22 protein-coding genes and 1 pseudogene are annotated in these 20,369 nt (G+C 60.6%); all 23 read left to right on the forward strand.

The window, feature by feature from the left end; genetic code table 11:
• The first annotated feature begins 85 nt into the window (after positions 1-85).
• The 23 genes and pseudogenes from HQL52_03845 to HQL52_03955 all read left to right on the forward strand — a co-directional run bounded on the left by HQL52_03845 (position 86) and on the right by HQL52_03955 (position 19,847).
• Positions 86-310, forward strand: a complete 225-nt coding sequence (locus tag HQL52_03845) for a hypothetical protein (GenBank protein MBF0368570.1) — start codon at positions 86-88, stop codon at positions 308-310.
• The gene (locus HQL52_03850; GenBank protein ID MBF0368571.1) at positions 310-807 is read left to right on the forward strand and encodes a DUF1804 family protein; all 498 of its coding nucleotides are present in this window, start codon (positions 310-312) and stop codon (positions 805-807) included. The genes HQL52_03845 and HQL52_03850 overlap by 1 nt, the downstream gene beginning before the upstream one ends.
• Positions 800-2,464, forward strand: a complete 1,665-nt coding sequence (gene terL, locus HQL52_03855) for a phage terminase large subunit (GenBank protein ID MBF0368572.1) — start codon at positions 800-802, stop codon at positions 2,462-2,464. Before HQL52_03850 ends, terL begins: the two co-directional genes overlap by 8 nt.
• Entirely contained in the window at positions 2,457-4,121 is a 1,665-nt protein-coding gene (locus HQL52_03860) for a DUF935 family protein (protein ID MBF0368573.1), read from the forward strand. The genes terL and HQL52_03860 overlap by 8 nt, the downstream gene beginning before the upstream one ends.
• Positions 4,111-4,851: a hypothetical protein gene (locus HQL52_03865; protein ID MBF0368574.1), complete on the forward strand. Its 741-nt coding sequence runs from the start codon at positions 4,111-4,113 to the stop codon at positions 4,849-4,851. Before HQL52_03860 ends, HQL52_03865 begins: the two co-directional genes overlap by 11 nt.
• The gene (locus tag HQL52_03870) at positions 4,848-5,384 is read left to right on the forward strand and encodes a phage virion morphogenesis protein (protein ID MBF0368575.1); all 537 of its coding nucleotides are present in this window, start codon (positions 4,848-4,850) and stop codon (positions 5,382-5,384) included. The genes HQL52_03865 and HQL52_03870 overlap by 4 nt, the downstream gene beginning before the upstream one ends.
• Positions 5,381-5,860, forward strand: a complete 480-nt coding sequence (locus tag HQL52_03875) for a hypothetical protein (GenBank protein MBF0368576.1) — start codon at positions 5,381-5,383, stop codon at positions 5,858-5,860. Before HQL52_03870 ends, HQL52_03875 begins: the two co-directional genes overlap by 4 nt.
• Positions 5,861-5,871: 11 nt before the next feature.
• Positions 5,872-6,408, forward strand: a complete 537-nt coding sequence (locus tag HQL52_03880) for a hypothetical protein (protein ID MBF0368577.1) — start codon at positions 5,872-5,874, stop codon at positions 6,406-6,408.
• On the forward strand, positions 6,408-6,911 hold the full coding sequence (locus HQL52_03885) for a DUF1320 domain-containing protein (protein MBF0368578.1): 504 nt from the start codon (positions 6,408-6,410) through the stop codon (positions 6,909-6,911). The genes HQL52_03880 and HQL52_03885 overlap by 1 nt, the downstream gene beginning before the upstream one ends.
• 12 nt (positions 6,912-6,923) lie before the next feature.
• The gene (locus tag HQL52_03890) at positions 6,924-7,292 is read left to right on the forward strand and encodes a hypothetical protein (protein MBF0368579.1); all 369 of its coding nucleotides are present in this window, start codon (positions 6,924-6,926) and stop codon (positions 7,290-7,292) included.
• Position 7,293: 1 nt separating this feature from the next.
• Positions 7,294-7,734: a hypothetical protein gene (locus HQL52_03895; GenBank protein ID MBF0368580.1), complete on the forward strand. Its 441-nt coding sequence runs from the start codon at positions 7,294-7,296 to the stop codon at positions 7,732-7,734.
• The gene (locus HQL52_03900) at positions 7,734-8,174 is read left to right on the forward strand and encodes a hypothetical protein (GenBank protein ID MBF0368581.1); all 441 of its coding nucleotides are present in this window, start codon (positions 7,734-7,736) and stop codon (positions 8,172-8,174) included. The genes HQL52_03895 and HQL52_03900 overlap by 1 nt, the downstream gene beginning before the upstream one ends.
• Before the next feature lie 10 nt (positions 8,175-8,184).
• Entirely contained in the window at positions 8,185-8,388 is a 204-nt protein-coding gene (locus tag HQL52_03905) for a hypothetical protein (GenBank protein ID MBF0368582.1), read from the forward strand.
• A gap of 3 nt (positions 8,389-8,391) precedes the next feature.
• Positions 8,392-9,141, forward strand: coding sequence for a hypothetical protein (locus HQL52_03910; protein ID MBF0368583.1), 750 nt, complete (start codon positions 8,392-8,394; stop codon positions 9,139-9,141).
• Between the two features lie 52 nt (positions 9,142-9,193).
• A complete protein-coding gene (locus HQL52_03915) occupies positions 9,194-9,541 on the forward strand; it encodes a hypothetical protein (GenBank protein MBF0368584.1) in 348 nt (115 codons plus the stop codon).
• Between the two features lie 76 nt (positions 9,542-9,617).
• Entirely contained in the window at positions 9,618-13,745 is a 4,128-nt protein-coding gene (locus tag HQL52_03920; GenBank protein MBF0368585.1) for a phage tail tape measure protein, read from the forward strand.
• Entirely contained in the window at positions 13,745-14,134 is a 390-nt protein-coding gene (locus HQL52_03925; GenBank protein MBF0368586.1) for a hypothetical protein, read from the forward strand. The genes HQL52_03920 and HQL52_03925 overlap by 1 nt, the downstream gene beginning before the upstream one ends.
• Before the next feature lie 4 nt (positions 14,135-14,138).
• Positions 14,139-16,694, forward strand: a complete 2,556-nt coding sequence (locus HQL52_03930) for a hypothetical protein (GenBank protein ID MBF0368587.1) — start codon at positions 14,139-14,141, stop codon at positions 16,692-16,694.
• Complete coding sequence (locus tag HQL52_03935) at positions 16,694-18,274, forward strand: hypothetical protein (GenBank protein ID MBF0368588.1); 1,581 nt, start codon at positions 16,694-16,696, stop codon at positions 18,272-18,274. Before HQL52_03930 ends, HQL52_03935 begins: the two co-directional genes overlap by 1 nt.
• Positions 18,271-18,498 carry a hypothetical protein gene (locus HQL52_03940; GenBank protein MBF0368589.1) on the forward strand — a complete coding sequence of 76 codons (228 nt, stop codon included), beginning with the start codon at positions 18,271-18,273 and terminating at the stop codon, positions 18,496-18,498. Before HQL52_03935 ends, HQL52_03940 begins: the two co-directional genes overlap by 4 nt.
• Positions 18,499-18,507: 9 nt before the next feature.
• Positions 18,508-19,134, forward strand: a complete 627-nt coding sequence (locus HQL52_03945) for a hypothetical protein (GenBank protein ID MBF0368590.1) — start codon at positions 18,508-18,510, stop codon at positions 19,132-19,134.
• Positions 19,135-19,147: 13 nt separating this feature from the next.
• Positions 19,148-19,345, forward strand: coding sequence for a Com family DNA-binding transcriptional regulator (locus HQL52_03950; GenBank protein MBF0368591.1), 198 nt, complete (start codon positions 19,148-19,150; stop codon positions 19,343-19,345).
• Positions 19,278-19,847 (forward strand): annotated as a pseudogene (locus tag HQL52_03955) (DNA cytosine methyltransferase). The gene HQL52_03950 and the pseudogene HQL52_03955 overlap by 68 nt, the downstream one beginning before the upstream one ends.
• Positions 19,848-20,369: the final 522 nt, after the last annotated feature.

Raw genomic sequence — 20,369 nt, forward strand, 5'->3', positions numbered from 1 at the left:
TTCTGGCACACTCACGGCCATGAACGCAAGCGCCGGGCCGGGCTCTTCCGGTCCGGTCAAACTTCAAGCCGAGCAGGGGCTGAACATGCTAGAAAACCAAGATCTTTCCTTGGCCATTGGTCGCATCGAGGGGGCTATCGACGGGATCAAAAAAACCCAGGATAACCACACGGAAATGCTCTCCGGCGTCGATCAGCGGCTGAGAAATGTGGAGCAAAAAGCCGCCGTTCACTCTGGCACTGTCGGCGGTCTCGCCGGATTGGTGGTAGCGAGCGGCGTTAGCGTGATCAGGGCCCGGCTCGGCGTCTGATGGCCCACACTTCCAAAACCCGCTCCAAACTCCGCCGCCGCTTTATCGAGGGGGGAGATTTGGCTGTGGTCGCTGAGCGGTTGGGGGTCGCCATCGCCACCGCCCGCCGCTGGCGTCGTGAGGCGCTGAAAAGTGGCGACGATTGGCAGCAGGCGAGAGACGCCTTTCTTTTGGCTGGCAAAGGTCGTCGCTCCACCATGCGTCAGGGCGTCGAAAAATATATGGGGGTCTACCTCAAAGCGGTGGAAGCGCTGGAAGCCGCCGACGATCTGGAACCCCTGGAGCGCACCGACGCCCTAGCCAAGCTCGCGGATTCGTTCAATAAAATTACCGGATCTGTCGCCAAGCTCGACGCCAAGCTGGCCACACTGGGTGTCGCTATGGAGACCGTGGAAAAACTGGGAGATTTTATCAAGAGCGACTTTCCCCAGCATGCAGGCGCTTTTCTGGAAGTTCTGGAGCCCTTTGGTGAGAGGCTGGCCAAAGATCATGGCTAAGGATCTCTCACCAAAAGCTTTTCAAAAGAGCCTGGCAGAGTATGCCGACTCGTTCAGAGAGGCTATCGAGGCCCAGGTTGAGGGGTTCGACAGTACCCCCAAAGCCGCCAAAAAACGCCAGGATCAGGCCCGAAAAGCGTTTCGCTTTTTCGCCCAAACCTACTTTCCCCACTATGTCACCGGCTCCGAAAGCCAGCTGCATCAGTACCTCTTCCAGCGCCTACCCGCCTTGATCGCTGAAAAAGAGGGCAAAAAACTCGCCATCGCCGCCCCTCGGGGTGAAGCCAAATCCACCATCATCACCCAGATTTTTACCCTCTGGTGCCTCCTCACCCAGCGCAAGCGGTTCATCCCCATCGCCATGGACGCCTACCACCAGGCAGCGGTAATGCTGGAGGCGATCAAGGCCGAACTGGAAGCCAACCCCCGGTTAAAGCAGGATTTTCCCGAGGATGTCGGTGTTGGACGCGTCTGGCAGGAGGGGGTGGCGGTCACCGCTGGTGGGGCGAAAATACAGGCTTTCGGATCGGGCAAGCGGGTGCGCGGCCTGCGTCACGGCCCCCACCGCCCCGACCTCCTGATTCTGGACGATATGGAAAATGATGAGAGCGTGCGAAGCTTGGAGCAGCGGGACAAGCTGGACGCCTGGCTGAAAAAATCGGCCCTCAAGCTGGGGCCGCCAGACGGCTCCATGGATGTCATCATCGTCGGCACGGTGCTCCATCACGACTCGGTCCTTAACCGCCTGCTGAATGATCCGTTGTGGGAATCGATGCGCTTTCAAGCCATCCGCCGCTGGCCCGATGAGATGCCCCTCTGGGATCGCTGGGAGCAGCTTCTCCGCCAGGAGGGGGAAGAGGTGGCGGGGGCTTTTTACAAGCAAAACAAGGGGCGTATGGATGCCGGGGCGGTGGTCTCCTGGCCCGGGGTGCGGCCCTTGGTAAACCTCATGAAACTCCGCGCCGATGATCACGATGCCTTCGATTCCGAGCTACAAAACCAACCCCTGCGGGAAAATGCCACCTTTGGCGAGATCCTGTTCTGGTCCCAGGAAAACCCCAACTGGCTCTATTTCGGCGCGGTGGATCCCTCCATGGGTAAATCGGGGGGGCGGGGGGATCCGTCGGCTCTGATTGTGGTGGGGCTTGACCGGGAAACGGGGGTGGTTTCAGTGGTGGAGGCAGACATCCGCCGCCGCACCCCGGATCAGATCATCGAGGACATTATAGCCCTGCAACTGCAATACGGCTGCCGCCGCTGGGTGGTGGAAACGATTCAGTTTCAAGAATTTTTCAAGGATGAGCTGGTCAAAAGATCGGCCAAGCGCGGTACGCCGGTGCCCGCCCAGGGGGTGAAACCCTCCACGGACAAGGGTCTGCGTATCAGCTCCATACAGCCCCACCTGAAAAACGGCCTGATCCAGCTCCACCAGTCCCAAAAAACCCTGATATCCCAACTGAAACACTGGGGCGAGCCCGGCACCCACGACGACGGCCCGGACGCCCTGCAGATGGCGTTCGCCGCCGCCCACCAATCCCAGGGCGCCGACTCTGCCCCCCTTTCCACCCCCCGCTCCGGACCAGCTGCGGGACTGGGTGGTGTGATGGGTCGCGCTGACGGCATCTGGAGTGGACTCGGGAGGCTGATCCGTGGCTAAAAAATCTAAAAATACCAAGAAAAGCCGCGCCATTCCAAAAACCATCCGCCAGGAGATCGCCACCACCCGGGATGGGAGGGATATCACCCGGCCGTACAACACCCTGGGTATTCTCCAGCCTCAAGATCCCGTTCTTCAGGCTCAAGGGGGCGGGGATTATACCGTCTATGAGGAGCTGCTGAGAGACGACCAGGTGGCCTCCACCTTCCAGCAGCGCCGCCTGGCCGTCACCGCCGCCCCGTGGGAGGTGAAGCCCGGAGCGGACGACAAACCCTCCCGCCTGGCCGCTGAGCTGATCGAGGAAACCCTGGATCGGATCGGCTGGGACAACGTCACCGATAAAATGCTCTACGGCGTTTTTTACGGCTATGCGGTGGCGGAGTGCTTGTGGGCGTCCGACGGTCGCCTTTTCACGCTAGATGAAATCAAGGTCAGAAAGCAAAAGCGCTTTGTTTTCGATCTGGACGACAACCCCAGACTGTTAACCCTGCAAAATCAGCTGGATGGGGAGCCTCTGCCAGAAAAGAAATTTTGGCATTTCCGCACTGGCGGAGATAACGATGACGAGCCTTATGGACTGGGATTGGCTCACCACCTGTTTTGGCCGGTGTTTCTCAAAACCGGCAATTCCAGGCTCTGGCTGTCATATATCGACCGCTTCGGCTCCCCCACCACCCTGGGGCGCTTTCCGTCCGGCACCACCGACGCGGAAAAGCAAAACCTCTTGTCAGCTCTGGAAAAAATCCGCTCCGATTCCGGCGTGGTTATCCCGGAAGAGATGCGGATTGACCTCCTGGAGGCCTCCCGCTCCGGCTCTCCCGGCCACGGCGATTTTTATGACCGGATGGACGCCGCCATCGCCAAGGTGGTGCTCTCCCAGACCATGACCACCGATGCGGCGGGGGGGCAGTATAAAGCCGAGGTCCACAAGGCGGTCCGCAACGAGGTGGTCAAGGCGGATGCCGATCTGGTCTGCGCCAGCTTTAACAAAAGCGTGGTCCGATGGCTCACCGGGTGGAACTTTTCCAACGCCACCCCCCCCATCGTCTCCCGTATCACCGAGGAAGCTGAAGATCTCGATAGCCGATCTGAGCGGGATGGGCGGCTCTTTGGTATGGGTTTTCGGCCTACTCTGGAGCAGGTCAGGGAGACCTACGGGGGAGAGTGGGAGGATGTTTCAGAGGGCGGGGAGTCGGAATCGGAAACCGACGCCAGCCCCGCCATTTCCGCACAGGCGGGAATCCAGGAAGGGGAAGAGGGAGTCGAAAAGCAAGAAAAAACCCCTGAAAAATCCGTGGATTTCGCTGACGACTGCCCCGGCGGCTCCTGTCCTGTTCCGTCCGCCACCGACCCCTGGGCCTACCGCCACCTGCCCATCGACTTTGCCGACCCGGCCCCCCCCGCAGATCCCGGTCCGGACGAGATTAAAAAGCAGGCCGCCGCCCTCCTGGGGCAGGCCATCGCCAGCTGGGGGGAATCCATCGAGAGCGCCATCAAAACCGCCACCGATCCGGACGCGCTGCGAGCTGCGATTTTTCAGGCCTATCCCCGGATTGATGCCGCTGATTTCGCTGAGATCGTCGCCGCCGCCTCCCTCTATGCCGAGCTACGAGGCCGCATCGAGGTGATGGAAGAGGATTCCAACGATGGCGCTTGATTTCAGCCGCTTCCCCTTCCTCCCTGCTCTGGAGCTGTTGCGGGATAAAGCCATGATCCCCACCGACAGCTGGCAGGAGATGCTGGAGGGGGCGCACATCTGGGGGTTTTCTGTGGCTGGAGCCACCAAAGGGGATCTATTGATTGATCTCCACGACGCCGTCACCAGCCACATCGAGGAAGGCGAATCCGGGCAAACTTTCGTCAAGATTTTCAGGGAGATTGCAGAAAAGCACGGCTGGTCTTTCAAAGGGGATCCCACCCGCCGGGCCAACACCATCCTCGACACTAATTTCCACTCCTCCTACAGCGCGGGCAGGTTGAAGCAGCAACAGGCGCTGGTGGAGCACAGGCCGTTCTGGCAATACCGCCACGGCGGATCGATGAACCCCCGAAAACACCACCTCGCCTGGCACGGGATGGTTCTCCCGACTGACGATCCCTGGTGGCGCACCCACTACCCCCCCAACGGCTACGGCTGCAAGTGCTTTGTCTCCGCCCTCTCCCAGTGGGATCTGGATCGGCAGGGACTCGTTGTGGACCAGGCCCCTGTCATCGAGACCTACAAGTGGACCACCAAAGATGGCCGGGAAATGTTTGTGCCGGCGGGTATCGATCCCGGATTTGACCATATGCCGGGTGATAAATCCGGCGCTGATCAGCTTCAAAACAAGATCCAGGGCTGGCCACAAGAGTTGCAAACGTTTTTCCAGGAGGAGCAAAAACGATGAGTAGCGACGCTATTTCCATCCGTGTGGATGACGCCCGGGTGATGGATCTGTTGGGACGGATTCAGGAGAGGGGCGGCGACCTCAAAACCGCTTTTGCTGATGCCGGGGAGAGCCTGGTCAGCGCCATCCAGGCCCGCTTCGATCAGGAAAAAGATCCGGATGGGAAGGAGTGGCAAGATCTTTCTTACTCGACAGTAATGTCAAGATTGGGGGGGAGCAGAAAGACTTTCAAAAAAAAGGGAGGGCTCCGAGCCAAGGCGGCCCGCTCCATCTCCGCCATGAAGATTCTTTCGGCCTCTGGAAAGCTTCGGAGATCCTATGTTTATCAAGCGGATAAGGATCAACTTCGGGTAGGTTCCGGCAAAAAATATGCCGCCATCCACGAAAAGGGGGGCGAGGCGGGCCGGAAATCCCACCGCTTCCAGATGCCCCGGCGCTCCGCTCTCACCACCAGTAAAGACCAGCTCAATGACACCGATATGGGGGAGGTGCTGACCATCCTCCAGAGCCACATGATGGAGCCCGCCCGATGAGTGACGCAAAACCCCAGCCTGACGATCTCGCCGCCCGCCTGATCCAGCTCCAGCTCCGGGAGCAGGCCGTGGCCGCCAGAGAGCAGCAGCTCCAGGAGGATGGAATCCTCGCCTTTGTGGAGGGGCTGATCAGGGAGGGCAAAGCCGCCCCAAAACATCGCCAGCGCCTGGTCCAGCTCATCACCGCCACCGACGAACTGGGCGGCACCCTCGCTTTTTCCGAGCTGGACGGGGAGGAGATCACCGCCACCCCCGGAAAAGCCCTGCGGGATCTGCTGGCCGACGCCCCTCCTGTTGTCCACTTTGCCGAGGTGGCCGCTGAGGAGAGAGGGCTCCAAAGCACCGCATTTTTCAAAACCCCGGCAGGCTACACCGTCGATCCGGAGGGGCTCAAACTCCACAGCCGCGCCCTCCACCTGATGCAAAAAACCCCCGGTCTCGCCTATGCAGAGGCCGCCAACCAAGCCGCCAAATGATGGAGAACCCCATGCCAGACCAAACGACCAAAACCCCCACCACTGAAGACCTCACCGCCCAAGAAGAGGCTTTGAGCGCTCGGGAGCAAAGCGCAGCCGCCAGAGAAAAAGCCTTGAGGGCGCAAGAGGTCGCCTTTGCCGAGCGGGAAGAAAAGCACCTGAAAGCCCAGGCTGAAAAGGATGCTGCAAGCGCCCTTGATTTTGCCGAGGATCAGGTTGAGAGGGGGGTAATTCCTCCTGGTCAAAAAGCCAAATTCGCCCTCTTCATGGCCAGCCTCGATCCCGAGGAGATGGTCACCCACACCGGCAAGGACGGCAAAGAGGTTTCCGTCCCTCAAACCGTCGCCTTTCGGGAGTTGATGGCGGGGGTGGGCGAATACACCTCACCAGCTGCGCCTGATAGTGGAGACAACATCAAGATCGGCGGCACCCACTGGCAGATTGATCCAGACAGGCGGGTGCTGGATCAGGAGATTCGGAGCTATGCCGAAAAAGAGGGGGTGACCTATGAGGCCGCCTTTACCGCCGTAGCCAGCAGGGGGCGGTGATGTACTGCACGCCCGCACAGCTGGCCACATGGTTTGGCGCGGACGAGCTGGGGCAGGCCTGCTCCACCACCACCCCGGTGGACGGCGGTTTGATGCAGCTCACTATCGATGGGAGGGACCGCTCCGGCTACACCCCCGAGCAGATCGACGCCGCCGACCAGGTCCTGGCCCGGATCGAGGCGAGCATCGAGACTGGATTTTTCTTCATCAACACCTATCTGCGGAGCCGCTACCAGCTGCCCCTGGATCAGGCAGCCATCGATCAATCCCCACTCCCCCGGATCTGCGGGGATCTGGCGCGTCACAGTTTCCACGACGATCTACCCACGTCCGAGATCGGCGAGCGGAGAAAAGCGGCCATCAGCTATCTGAAAGACCTTCAGAGCGGCAAGGCCATCCTTTCTGACAGCGCCACCCAAACCACCACCCCGACAGGCTCCCCCCAGGTCGTTCAGGGGGGAGTGGAGGCTCAATTTTCCACCACGCAAATCAGCGGATTTTAAGGAGATCACGGCATGTCCGAGACAGAAAAACCCACCCCTCTGGGGGAGGAGCGCTATCAGGCCGTCACCCCCATCAAGCGCGATGGCAACACCTGCCCCGCCGGGGGGCGCATCACACTCCCCATCGGCGAGGCCTGCATACTCATCCAGGAGGGGGTGATCAAGTGCATCCCGCCACACAATCCACGAATTTTTCACGACAAAAACCACGTCAGCCAGAAGGGCTCCCCAGTCGTCAAAGTCACCGCCACCGCCACCCACGACATCACCTATCTGGGCGAAAACTATTTTGCGGGGGAGTCCCTCGTCGTCCACGGCAGTGATGTAGCCGGGCTGTTGAGGGGTGGATCGATCAAAGACCTTTATTGGGTGGAGAGCTGACATGACCAAGCCCAAAAAACCTGCCCCGGAAAAAGCCCCACCGGTAGAGCCACCCCCGATAGAGCCACCCCCGGGAGCGGAGCCTGTCACAGAGGCGACCGTGGAAGAGCCGTCCGCCGTCTTCATCGTCCGCACCCCTCTGCGCAACAGCGGCGTGGAATACCCGATGGGGTCACGCGTTGAGCTGTCAGAGGTTGAGGCCGCTGAACTGCTCGCCAGCGGTGCCATCGTGAGGATCGATACCGGTCGCCCTCAAGCTACCCCCAAGCCGGTGGATCGGCGAAGCCATCGAGAGCGGCTGGCGGAGGCGGTCAAGGCAGTTTTTCTCAGACCCTATGAATATCAGGGGATTCTATATCCAGCCGGGACTGAGGTGGTCGTGCTGAAGATCGATGTGAAGGGGCTGCGGGCCAGAAATATCATCAGGGAGGTTATTCCCTGATGTCGGATTTTCTCGCCGCAGAAAAGCCCATCCTCCAGAGGTTGAAAGAGGAGATTCCGGGCGCCCATGTGCTGCCCATGGGGGATCTGGGGGGGCTTCAGGAGCGGGGGCAGGTCACGCCCGCCATCTATCTCTCCATCGTCACCACCACCCCCAAAAACACCCGCACCCCTCACTCCGGGCAGCTGATGCGCCAGGTGTGGGCGGTCACGGTGGTGGCGAGGAGCTACCGGGATGTGAAAGGGGGGAGTGGCGCCAGGGAGCAGGCCGGACCGCTGATCCACCAGGTCATCACCACCCTCTCCAGCTGGGCTCCCCAGGTGGAGGGCGACACCTACACCCCCTTGTGTATGCCGGAAAACGAGCCGCACCAGGTGGACCACTCCGAATCCGGGTTCATCTATTACACCCTGTTTTTCAACACCGAGTTTGTCATCTAGGAGAAAAACCATGGTCGCCAAGCCAAAAACACAAGAAGAGCCAAAACCCGAGCCGAAAGTGAAGGTCACCTTCATCAAAACCCACACCCATGGGGGCGTCCAATATCACGCTGGGAATGTCGCCGAGGTCCGTCAGGGCGCGGTGGCAAAGCTCGTTAAAAAAGGCGTGATTCAAGACCCCGCCAATCCCCAGCCCAAGAAAGAGGAGGGTTAAGTCATGCAGGGAGGATTTTTAGCTTCTGGAACACTCTATATCGACCGACTGACAGACGCCGGTGAGTCGACCGGCTTTATCCAGGTGGACAACTGCACCGCCTTTGAGATCAAGGAAGAGTCCGAACTTAAGGAGCGGACGTCAAAAATGAAAGAGACCTACGGCCAAAAACTGGACGTAGTGGCGTTAAAAACCAACTCCAACGTCAAGGTCGCTTTCAACGGGGTATCCACGGACGTTCTGGCCATGATTCTGCTCGGGGAGGCTGTCGACCATAATGTTGGGGCGGGCACAGTCACAGACGAGAGTGTCACCGCCAAGTCGGGCAAGTGGATTTCCCTGGCCCAGAAAAACCTCACTGACGCTACGGTTGTGGTAACGGATGACCCAGAGGTCACCACCTATGTGGATGGCACGGACTACAGTGTGAACTATGCGTTGGGTCTTCTGGAAATAAAGTCGGGGGGAGGTATCAGTGATGGGGCGGATCTACTGGTGGACTATGACCACGCCGCCATCTCCGCCTCCCGGATCAGTGGCGCGACCCAGCCCATCATCCGGGCCAAGCTGGCGCTGGACGGAAAAAATATCAAGGACGGAAAAGGGGTGCGTGTAGAGGTGGATGAAGCGGTGCTCACCCCGGACTCCCCGGTTGATTTTATGTCCAGCGATTGGGTGGAGGTCTCTCTCTCCGGCACAATGAAGACCCTCACCGGGAAAACCACCCCATACACCGTCACCCCAGAGAAATAACAGCCCACCCCCCCCCTTTATGGCGGGGGGGTGAATAGAAGGACGTAGACCCATGTCACAGCAAAACAAGACTCAGATTTTTGGCCAACAAATCACCATCACCGAGCCCACCGTGGGAAAGATCCGCGATTGGGTCGCCAGCACCGAAACTGAGGAGGGTAGGCGACAACTGGATTCCCATCTGACTGTCGACCACATCCCGATCACGGTTTTCAGCCTCCTCACCGACTGGGATGAGATCCAGATTGACAGCCTGACCCTGCCCCAGTTGCGGGAAGTTCTCGCCCTGCTCCGGGAGAAAGTCCCCGATTTTTTCGCTTTCCTGGACCCACTCATTCAGGCGGGGGTGGCAGCCAAAAAAGCGGCCGCCGCCAGCTTGAATCCCTCGCTTTCCACCTGATTGAGCGGGGCCACCTGCTGGTCTGGGACTACCCCCTGTCAACCTTTATCCACGCTTTGGAACGGTCTTCTGAAAAATGACTGCCAAAAACAACAACATCGAAGTCGTGTTTACAGCCAACACCTCAAACCTCAAAGCAGGCTTGAAAGAGGTGGAAGGCCAGCTCGGCACGACTTTTGACGGCGTGGATGTCAAGGCCCAGGCCGCTGGAAAATCCCTCTCCCACGCCCTCACCCTGGACGCTGCATCTATCACGGCGGGGGTTGCTGGGCTGGGGGCTGGGATTTCGTCAGCAGTAAAATCGGCTATGAACTTTGAAACCGCCATGGCCGGGGTGGCAAAGGTGGTGGATTTTGAAAACCCTGAAGGCCTCAAGCAGATGGGGGAGACTATCCTGGATCTCTCCCGCACCATCCCTGTGACCAAAGAGGGTCTGGCTGAAATCGCCGCTGCGGGCGGCCAGCTGGGGGTGGCGGCTAAGGAGATCCCGGGCTTTACCGAGCAGGTAGCCAAAATCAGCGTGGCCTTTGACATGCTTCCCGAGCAGGCCGGAACGTCCATGGCCAAGCTGTCAAACGTCTTCCAGGAGCCCATCACCGAGATTGAATCTTTCGGCGATATCATCAACACCCTCAGTAACAACACCGCCGCCAAAGCTTCAGAAATCGTCAGCGCCATGACCAGAATCGGCGGCAACGCCAAGCAGTTTGGGCTGGCAAAAGACGAAGCCGCCGCCCTCACAGCCGCCTTCATCGATCTGGGCAAACCCCCGGAGGTGGCCGCCACCGCCATCAACTCCATGTTGGTGAAGATGCAAACAGCATCGGACGGCACCAGAGGTTTTAAGGAGGCCCTGGGAGATTTGGGCATTCAGGCGGAAGATCTGGAAAAATCAATTGCGGAAGATGCTCAAGGGGCTCTTCTGTCCTTCCTGGAAACTCTTTCCAGCGTAGACAGCCAGGAGCGGGCCGGATTGCTGAAAAAGCTCTTCGGTATGGAGTATTCCGATGATGTTGCCGTGCTGGTGGGGTCTCTGGAAAGCTACCGTAAGTCGTTGGCCCTGGTGGCAGATGAGACCAAGCTGGCGGGATCGGTCCAAGCCGAGTTTGAAAAACAGTCCGCCACCACCTCCAACCAGCTCGTGCTCTTGGATAACGCCGTCGCCGGGCTGGGCACTGTGTTGGGGGATCAGCTGCTGCCCGTCGTCAACGCCGGGGCGGAAGCGTTGACCGATATGATCAACGTTTTTACCGATTTCGCCACGGAAATGCCCGCCGTTGCCACCGCTGTGGCCGGGGTATCCACCGCCCTGGCAGGCCTCGCCGCCTACAAGATCGGCGACACCATGCTGGATGCCCTCGCCAGCCGTTTCACCTCTCTCCCCACCACCGCCACCGCCGCATCCACTGCTATCGACGGGGCGGCGTCTGCCATCTCCGGCATTTCCGGCAGCGCCAAAACCGCCTCCACCCCTCTCTCCACCCTGGGCTCCACCCTCTCCACTCTGACCGATAGATCCGGCTCGCTGGCTAGCCGCTTTTCCTCTCTCTCCATGGGGATGAAGGCCGGGATCGCCATCGAGGCGGCAGCGGCGGCGGTGGCGGTCGGGGCTCTGGGAGTGGCGATGTGGGAGGCGGAGTCGGCTGAAACAGCTGTGGAAGAGGCTGCCGAGAGCGCTGGCGAGGCCTTTCAGGAGATGGCGGCAGGATCAAAAGATGTTGCCGCCCTGCTGGATGATGTCGCAGTGGGTAGTGAAAAAGTGACCGATCTTTCCGGGGAGGAACTGGAAATCCTGAAAGATCTCATCTCCAAAAAATATGAGGCCCTGCAAGCCGAGCGCACCCGGCTGGAGCTGGAAGAGGATCGACCTCTTTTGGGCATGATGACCGATCACGCCGAGCAGCTGGACGGCATCACCCGACAGGAAAAAGATCTCACCACCCTGCTGAAAGAGGCAGTGGGGGTGGAGAAAGCGCGGGGGCAGGCGGCGGCGGAGTCCATTGATACCCAGGCCGAGGCCATCGAGGGGGTGCAGACGGCCCTGGACGAGGTGGGGGATAAGATCATATCGGTGGAGGCTGAGACCCAAAAGGCGGAAAAGCCCATCGAGGATGTCCAGGATGGACTGAAAGAGGTTGCAGACAAGGGTATCACCATCACCGCCGAGACATCCAAAGCCCTGGACGGGATTGGGGATATCAAGGCCGCCATCGACCGGATCCAGGATAAAACCGTCACCATCACAGTCGAGGAAAAGACGGTCAAAAAGGCGGCAGGTGGTGGCCTCATGACCCCCTTGCACCGCAACAGCGGCGGGGGGATTTTTCCCGCTCTCACAGCGTCCACGGTGCCGGGCGTTGGTGATGGCGATACGGTCCCAGCCTCGCTTCCCATCGGCTCCTACGTCATCCGCAAATCATCCGCCGCCCAGTATGGGAACGGTTTTTTTCAGGCGCTACTGAACAGGGAAATCCCCCGCTTTGCATCCGGCGGACATGTCCCGGTCATGCTCACTCCCGGAGAAAAGATCATCCCCCCCGCCATCGTCGATCACTATGGCGTGGGCATGATGTCCAGGATCAATCGGGGGGTGGTTCGGGGCTATGCCGATGGGGGGGTGGTGGAGGAGTCCGCCGACCCGGTGACCACCTATGAGTCCCGCTCTGTGGTGGTGTCAGTCTCCGGTCTGGAGGAAGCCCTGGCGGACCTCACCACCCTCTCCACCACCCTCTCCACCATGACCGATCCGTCGGTAGTCCTCACCGCCACCGGCTTCACCGAGGCCGCCGACGCCGCCACCCTCCTGATCGATACCCTGGCAGGCCTCACCGATATCGATATCACCCTCACCGCCGACGCTACAGCGATGGAAGAGGGGGTGACCCTGGCCACCGACGCCCTGGCGCTGATCCCGGAAGAGGCCGCCACCCTCCTGTCAGTCGATACCGAAGAAGCTCTCCCCGCCCTCACCGAGGTGACCGATCTTTTGGCCCTTTTCGTCTCCACCGATATTGCCCTCACTCTGGACCCCACCGAGGCGGTGGACGGGATGACGGAAGCGGGGGAATCGGTCGCCGCTTTGGCATCCGATATCGAGGAGATGGCGGACGCCCTGGACGATCTAAAGAGCGCCCTCTCCACCGCTGCCGAGGTGGACGATGGCCCCGGTGCCAAGATGGGTGAAAGCGTCTCCGGCCCGGTGGATGCTATCAAGGAGATGGGCCGCCTGATGGTGGATCTGGGGGAGGTGGTGGTGAGTCTTCAGGAAAAAATCATCTCTTTTGGCAAGTTGCTGCTGGAGCTGGATGAGGTGGCGCTCACTCCCCACATTAAAAAAATCACCGAGTGGGGGGAGGTGCTGGCGGAGATCAAAACCAAAACCGAGGAGGTCCAGGATGCCCTATCATCAGTGGTGGAGACAGTGGATGAATATGACGGCAGCCTGGAAAAAGCAGAGGAGACGACTGGCAATCTCCAGGCGTCTCTGGAGGGGCTGGAAAAATCCGCTGAAGAGGCTGTCCGGATGGTGGAAGAGGTGGCGGACGCGGTGGATGATCTGGAGGATAAAACCGTCACCGTCAACGCCAGAACCAGCTCTGCCCTCAACAGTCTAAACAACATCAAAACCGCCCTCGACGCCATCCAGTCCAAGACCATCACCATCACCACCCGCTATGTGGAGCAGCACCACGACGGCGGCCTGGTGGGAGCGCTCAAACTCAACAGCGGCGGGGCAGTTTTCCCACGCCTCACCCGCTCCACCGTACCGGGCTCCGGAAATCAGGATACCGAACCCTACTCCCTCCCGGTAGGCTCCTGGATTATCAATAAAAGTGCCAGCGACTATTACGGCTCCGCCCTCATGGACGCTATCACCAGTATGAGCGCCCCCCGCTTGGCCACCGGCGGCTTGGTGGATGCCTGGCTGACCCCCGGCGAGCGATTCATGCCGCCGGATACCGTCCAGAACTATGGCCAGCGATTTATGGCCATGCTCAACCAAAAATCTTTCCCGAAAGGGGCTTTTTCCGCCCCCGGTCTTGCCAGCGGTGGCAGCGTGGGGGGCGGCTCCAGCGGTGGGGATGTCAAAACCATCCGTATTGAGCTGTCCGGGGGAGGTGAAACCGTGGCAGGGGACTTCCAAGAGTCGGACACCGACGCCCTTTTGCGCATTCTCCAGCAGGAGCAGGGGAGAGCGCTCTGATGGCGGAACTCGACGGCATAACCCTACCCGACGATCTGTTCTGGACCGATGAGTACAGCGCCGCCTGGTCCCCGGTCGCCCAAACCGTCCAACACACGGCAAGCGGGGCGTTGGAAATTGAAGCCTCCCAGCTCCAGGCAGGCCGACCCATCACCCTGCAAGGGGGGGTGGATCACGCCTGGATCGACCGGCAGACCGTGGCCGCCCTCTACGCCACTACCGAAGACCCAGCCAAGACGATGACTTTATCATTGGCCGATAGCCGCCAGTTTACCGTCCGCTGGCGTCACCACGAACAACCCCCCCTGGAGGCCCACCCCATCCAGCCGGTGGATATCCCCGACGATAGCGACCCCTACCAGGTCAAGCTGAAACTGATGGAGATCTGATCAAATGACAATCCAAACGACCGATATCAAACTCTACCGCGCCCTCACCACCGGCCAGGACGCCACCGCCGGGGGATATGTGGGGACCACGGAAGTGGTGGATGGGGCGGCCAACAATCTTTTTCCCGATGTCTCCAGGATGGACCGTGTTTATTCCGATGTGGCGCTGGAAAAAGTTTTTCTCTCAGTCCGCTCCAGCAATGACGACACCTATCTGGGAGCCCATGCGGTCCTGATCGATGCGCCGGATGATGTCGGGGTGGGGGTGATGCTGTTTTATACCGGCGGGGATGATGATACCCGGGATGACTGCCGGACCTATATCGAGTCCTACTGGTTGCCCGGCGACTACCTGGAAGATGATGCCGTCCTGAAAGGCACAATGCCATCCGGCTCCCAATCAGTCTCCATCATCCTCGGCCATGACTACCTGCAAGTGGATGATGTGCTCTATCTGGAGGATGGGGGGTTAAGCGAATATGTGCGCATCACCTCTGTGGAAATCGTCAAATATGGAATGCTGTCCCAGTACGAATATACCGTTCTCGGTCTCGCTCGACCCCTGGAAAACAGCTATACCAGCGCCTGCAAACCCCGCATCACCGGTGCTGATCCATCCTGGCGCGCTTACGGGGTCACCACCCTGGCGGCAGGCGTCAGCGCCGGAGCCTCCCAGATCCAGGTAACCGAAACCCGGCAGCCGGTTGCCCCAGGCAGCATTGGCTCCCAGTCTGTCACCGGGGAGGCTCCGTGGGATGAGGCCGCCGAAGATCATGAGTTGGCGGTGTTGTGGGATGGATTGCAGGATGCCGTCTGGCCTGGCGCGGACGCATCCGCCACCCTGTATACCCAGGCCGCTCCCGTTCGCCCCGGCACGCTCACCGCTCGTATCGAGTGGGGGGGGCTGCTGTGGGTGGAAATAGCCGACGATGGCGCGGGGGGCATTTCCACCTCCAGCGCTGGTGAGGCAGGCAACACGATCATCGGCACCATCAGTTATGCCACCGGCCAGCTGGATCTGGAAAAAGATTTTTCCCCGGGCGGTGATGGGGATGTGGCCTGGCTCCGCTTTCACCGCACCCCGACAGCGGCAGGGGTGACCCGCACCCATAGCGAGACCGCCACCACCTCCTCCCTTTACACGCCCACCCTTTCTCCAGCCCAGATCACCCCGGGTTCCATCGTGATCGACTATCGCCAGGGGGAGGTGTGGAAGAGGGTCACCGATGATGAGGCCGGGATCCTCACCGGAGATGGTGCGGGGACCATCGACTACACCACCGGCGCTTGTTCCCTCACCACCGCTGGCGCTCCAGACTACGGCGCTGAGATTCTCTATCGGTGGCGGACTGGCTTTTATACTCAGGATGTTCAGGATGAGACGCTGGGCACAGGCCCCACTACCGCCTTCACCCTGACCAATGCTCCCCTCTCCGGATCGGCATCCATCGAGCTGACCGAATCCACCGCCACCGTCACCCTGTGGGATGGTGGGGATGGTAAGCTCTACACCGAGCGGGATCTCCTCACCGGCACTGGCTCTGACTCCGGCACGATCAGCTACACCACCGGCGATATCGCCCTCACCGCCCACACCCCCGACGCCGCCACCGACGTGATAGCGAGAGAGTACACCTACCGATCCGCCGGAGAACACACCGACTCCCACCAGCTCCGCAGCCAGGGCAACCCCCTTTCGTCCGGATCTCTCCAGGTGATCGCCACAGCAGCCTCAGACAGCTCCACCCTTACCCTGAATGACAACGGCTCCGGCTCTCTTACTGGGGATGGCAGCGGTTCTATCGACTACGCCACCGGCTATATCAACCCCACATTCAGTGAGAATATCCAGGAGACCTCCCTGGTCCTGCACTATAGCTACGAGACCACCGTCACCCCCGATCCCGAAATCCTGGGGCTCGACACCCAGGCGCTTCCAGCTGATGGTAAGGTAGGGATTTTTCATTCTGGCGGCGTGGCGTTGATCCGGGAAGGGGCTGCCGAGGATTTGCTGCTGATCTCCGACATCTCCGGCGACACCCTTACCCTGGGAGGGGTCACCACCAACACCTACACCACCGCCGCCACCGTCTCCCCGGTGCTACAGCTTGGAGATCTCCAGGCCCGCATGATCGATCAGTGGAGCCTGGAATCGTGGGATGGCACCTGGTCCGACACCCCCGGCACGCCATCGGGCTGGACCTACGATTTTACCGGCCACCCCCTCACCATCCAAAACAACGGCGGCACGGCTGATCGGTGGAGCGTCAAATTTACATCCGCCACCGATTTTGAGATCCACTCGGAGCGGGAGGGTCTGATTGGCACAGGCGATACATCCACCGATTGCAGCCCCAACAATTCCCAAACCTCCACCCCCTATTTTACCCTGGCGGCAGCTGGCTGGCCCGGCTCCGGCATCCAATATGGCCACGCCTTGAGAATCAATACAGATGATGCCGCCGCTCCCATCTGGGTGGCGCGGATCGTGGCGGCTGGAACCAATGCGGTATCCAGCGACTCCGCCACCATTGAGATGCGGGGCGATGAGGATGCCTGATGACTGCCATCAAGAGAGCGGTCGGGCTCCCGTGGTCCCCAGCGGCCCCCGCCATCCCCCGGTCCATGGAGGTGGCATGGGAAACCCCCACCCCCAGGGATCGAGGGGCGACTGTCACCTGGTCCCCGGCAACCCCCGTCACCCCCCGATCCGTGGATGTGGTGTGGGAATCTACTCTTCCCAGGGATCAAAGGCTGGATATCCCCTGGGCTCCGGCCAGCATCGTCACGCCGATCCCCATCACCACCCTCTGGGACACCACCACCCCCAGGGATCGAGGGGTGGATATCCCCTGGTCTCCGGCCAGCATCGTCACGCCGATCCCTATCACCACCCCATGGGAGGTCACCACCCCGAGGGATCGAAAGACGGTGATGCCGTGGGAAATCCCACCCGCCAAAGATCGACCAGTGACCACCCCCTGGCATCCAGCCACCCCCCTGGATCGGTCGGTGGTGATCCTCTGGGTGGAGCGCTCCCCGGCCCATCGAAAGATCTCCACCCCCTGGAAAATCCCCCCCCACATCGTCCGCCCGGTCCGCTTGGTCTGGCGCGGCCTCTACGGGAGCATCATCAGAATGCCTGATCTGACACTCACCCGGGTGGATACCCAACAAAACATACCCTTGCTGCGAGGCTCCGCCGCCATCGATCTGGATTCCTGGTGCTGGCGCATCTCCGCCACTCTGGCGTCCAGGGGTGGTATGGATTTGGTGCGGCCCACCGCATCCGGCCCGGTGGAGGTGGAGCTTTCGATAAACGGCTACAGCTGGCGAATGTTGGTGGAGGAGATCCGGCAGGATCGCTCTTTTGCCGCTGGGGGCTGGCAGATCTCAGGCCGCTCCCCCTCCTGCCAACTGGCGGCACCATACGCCCCCCTTCAGACCCGCCAGTGGGGCTTGCTTTCCGCCCGCCAGATCGTGGCCGGGGAGCTTTCCGGGAGCGGCTGGGCAGAAGAGTGGCATATCACCGACTGGAGTATCCCGGCAGATCTTTTTTCGGTCACAGATCAGTCATCGATGCAGATCATCACCACCATCGCCCAGGCGTGTGGTGGCGTGGTGCAGACCCACCGGAGTGACCCATCCCTGATCGTCCAGCACCGCTATCCCGTGAGCCCCAAGGAGTGGGCGACAACCTCTCCTGCCGCCACCCTGTCCGACGCCACCCTTTTCAGCCAGTCGGAGAGCTGGAGCCCCGGCCCCGGCTATGACGCAGTGGTGGTATCGGGCCAGGATCAAGGGGTGCTGGTGACGGCACTGCGATCCGGAGCCCCAGGCATCACCCACGCTCCCAGCGTGGTGGATCCCCTGATCCTGAACACCACGGTAGCCAGAGACCGCGCCCGCTCGATCCTGGACCAAGACGGCTACGACCGGTCGATCTATACCCGCACCATGCCGCTGGCTACGAACCCGGCAGAACCGGGGCTGAGACTGCCGGGGGAGCTGGTGGAGATTGAGGAGCCCCTGGAGACCTGGCGGGGGCAGGTGTCGGGGGTGTCGGTATCGGCTGGGGTGGGTGGCGGGGGTGCTCTCACTGTCTCCCAGACGCTCACTATTGAGAGGGTTTATACATGAGCAACGCCTACGCAAAGCTAAAATCCCTCTTCCCCAAAACCCGCCTGGTGGTGGGCACGGTAGACGCCCACAACGCCGATGGCACCAGCACTCTCACCGACGCGTCCAGCCGGGAGTTTACCGCCCAGGGAACCAGCGTCAGCGTGGGAAATAAAGCCTTTGTCCAGGATGGCCGGATCACCGGGGAAGCCCCCAGCCTGCCCGCCTCAACTGAATATGTATAGGAGGATATCATGTCGCAAAAAGTCATCATCATCGACCCCCAAAACCAGCCAGCATCAGAGGTGTGGGAGTGGAGCGAGCCCGAGCTGAAGCGGCAGATGACCAAGCTGAGACCGCCCACCACCCAGCATGCCGCAACCCCCGCTCTGACAGAGCCATTTTCAATCCTGGATGGTCACACGGTCGTGCCTGTCCAGCTGACCGAAGACCCCCATGACCCAGAGTTGGAGGCTCTGGGGGGCTTGGCTGTGACGGTGATGATGGAAGAGGTGGTCAAAAGGGATGAAAAAGGCGAGCCGATCAAAGATGCCGACGGCAACGACGAAACCTACACCCGCCCCGCATCAGCCACCGCCACCCGCAAAAGCAAGCCCAAGCCCCTGGCTGATGTCAAAGCAGCGCTCGCCACCAGGCTGGAAGCCAAGGCACTGGCGAAAATGCAAGAGGCGTTCACTGGAAAGCAGCGCCTGCTGGACGCCTGCGGACTCCTGGAGCCAGCTGAGGCTGCTACCCTCAAGGCCGCCACGGCGGATATCTGGACCATCTGCCAGGCGGCCAAGCCCGACATCGAAAACGCCACCACCCGCCGCCAGGCAAAGTCCCTCTATCGTGCCGCTCTGGCGGCGTGGTCTGAATGATGCGGGGGGGGTGATGATGAAAGAGGTGCGCTGTTATGGATGCAACAAGCTCCTGGGAAGAGCCGGGGGCGAATCGTACAGCCTGGAAATCAAATGCTCCCGCTGTAAATCGGTAACCACCAAGAGGGCCACGAGCTCCCAAAATGAGCGCCCCGAGCACCCAGAAAAAAAGGAATGCTCGTGTGGCTCTACATCCCAAAATCAGTCCTGACCACCAACGATACCAAGGTCTCTCCCTCTGCTCCGGAGCTGGGGGCCTTGATCTCGGGCTCCACATCGCTCCACCCGGATACCAAACTGTTTGCTGGGTCGAGCGGGACGCACGAGCTGCGGCCAATCTCGTGGCGAGGATGGAAGAACAGACCCTGGCTCAGGCTCCTATCTGGTCTGATCTTAAGTCCTTCAACGGCCAACCGTGGTGCGGAAAGGTGGATATCCTCACTGCCGGATATCCCTGTCAGCCGTTTACCTATTCAGGCCTGCGCAAGGGCAATGAAGACCCCAGACACCTCTGGCCCGACGTCGCCCGGGTTATCGGAGAAGCGAGGCCACCAGCCGTCTTTCTTGAAAACGTCCGAGGCCATCTTACCCTCGGCTTCCATGAGGTCTGCCGAGACCTTCAAGGGCTGGGCTACCGGGTTGCAGCGGGACTTTTCGCGGCGTCTGAAGTCGGCGCGAGCCACGGGCGGGCAAGACTTTTCATTCTGGCCCACGCCAACAGTGCGGCAGTCAGGCAACTGGCCGGACATCGAGATGAGCGGGGAGGGCTGGCGGATGGTGAGAGGGGCTTTCCAGTGCGGGATAGACAAGACGTCAGTTGCATGGATGATGCTGTGGCTGTGGAGTCAGGCAGCGAACCTGAAGCCGGGGAAACCCTCGAAGACAACCCTCTCTTCCCTCCCGCTCCGGATGACCTTGAAGCCTGGGGTGAATTACTCCGAGAGTCCCCTCATCTGCAACCCGCGATTCGTCGAGATGCTGATGGGCTGGCCGGACGGCTGGACCGATATCACATGCTCGGCAACGGGGTGGTCCCTCTGGCTGCGGCGTATGCGTTCCGCTCTCTCTCAACTGCCCTAACCACCCCCTAACCCCTCCCAGCCCCCACCCCAAAAACAAAACGGGGCCGGTACGCAAACCGCACCGGCCCCACGCCAAACCACCCGACCCACCCCCCAGCAATCCTCTCCAGAACCAAACAAAGAAAAAATCAGTTTTCGTGGTTTTTCATGCCA

The organism is Magnetococcales bacterium (genome assembly GCA_015232395.1).
In the GTDB taxonomy this organism is placed as follows: Bacteria; Pseudomonadota; Magnetococcia; order Magnetococcales; family JADFZT01; genus JADFZT01.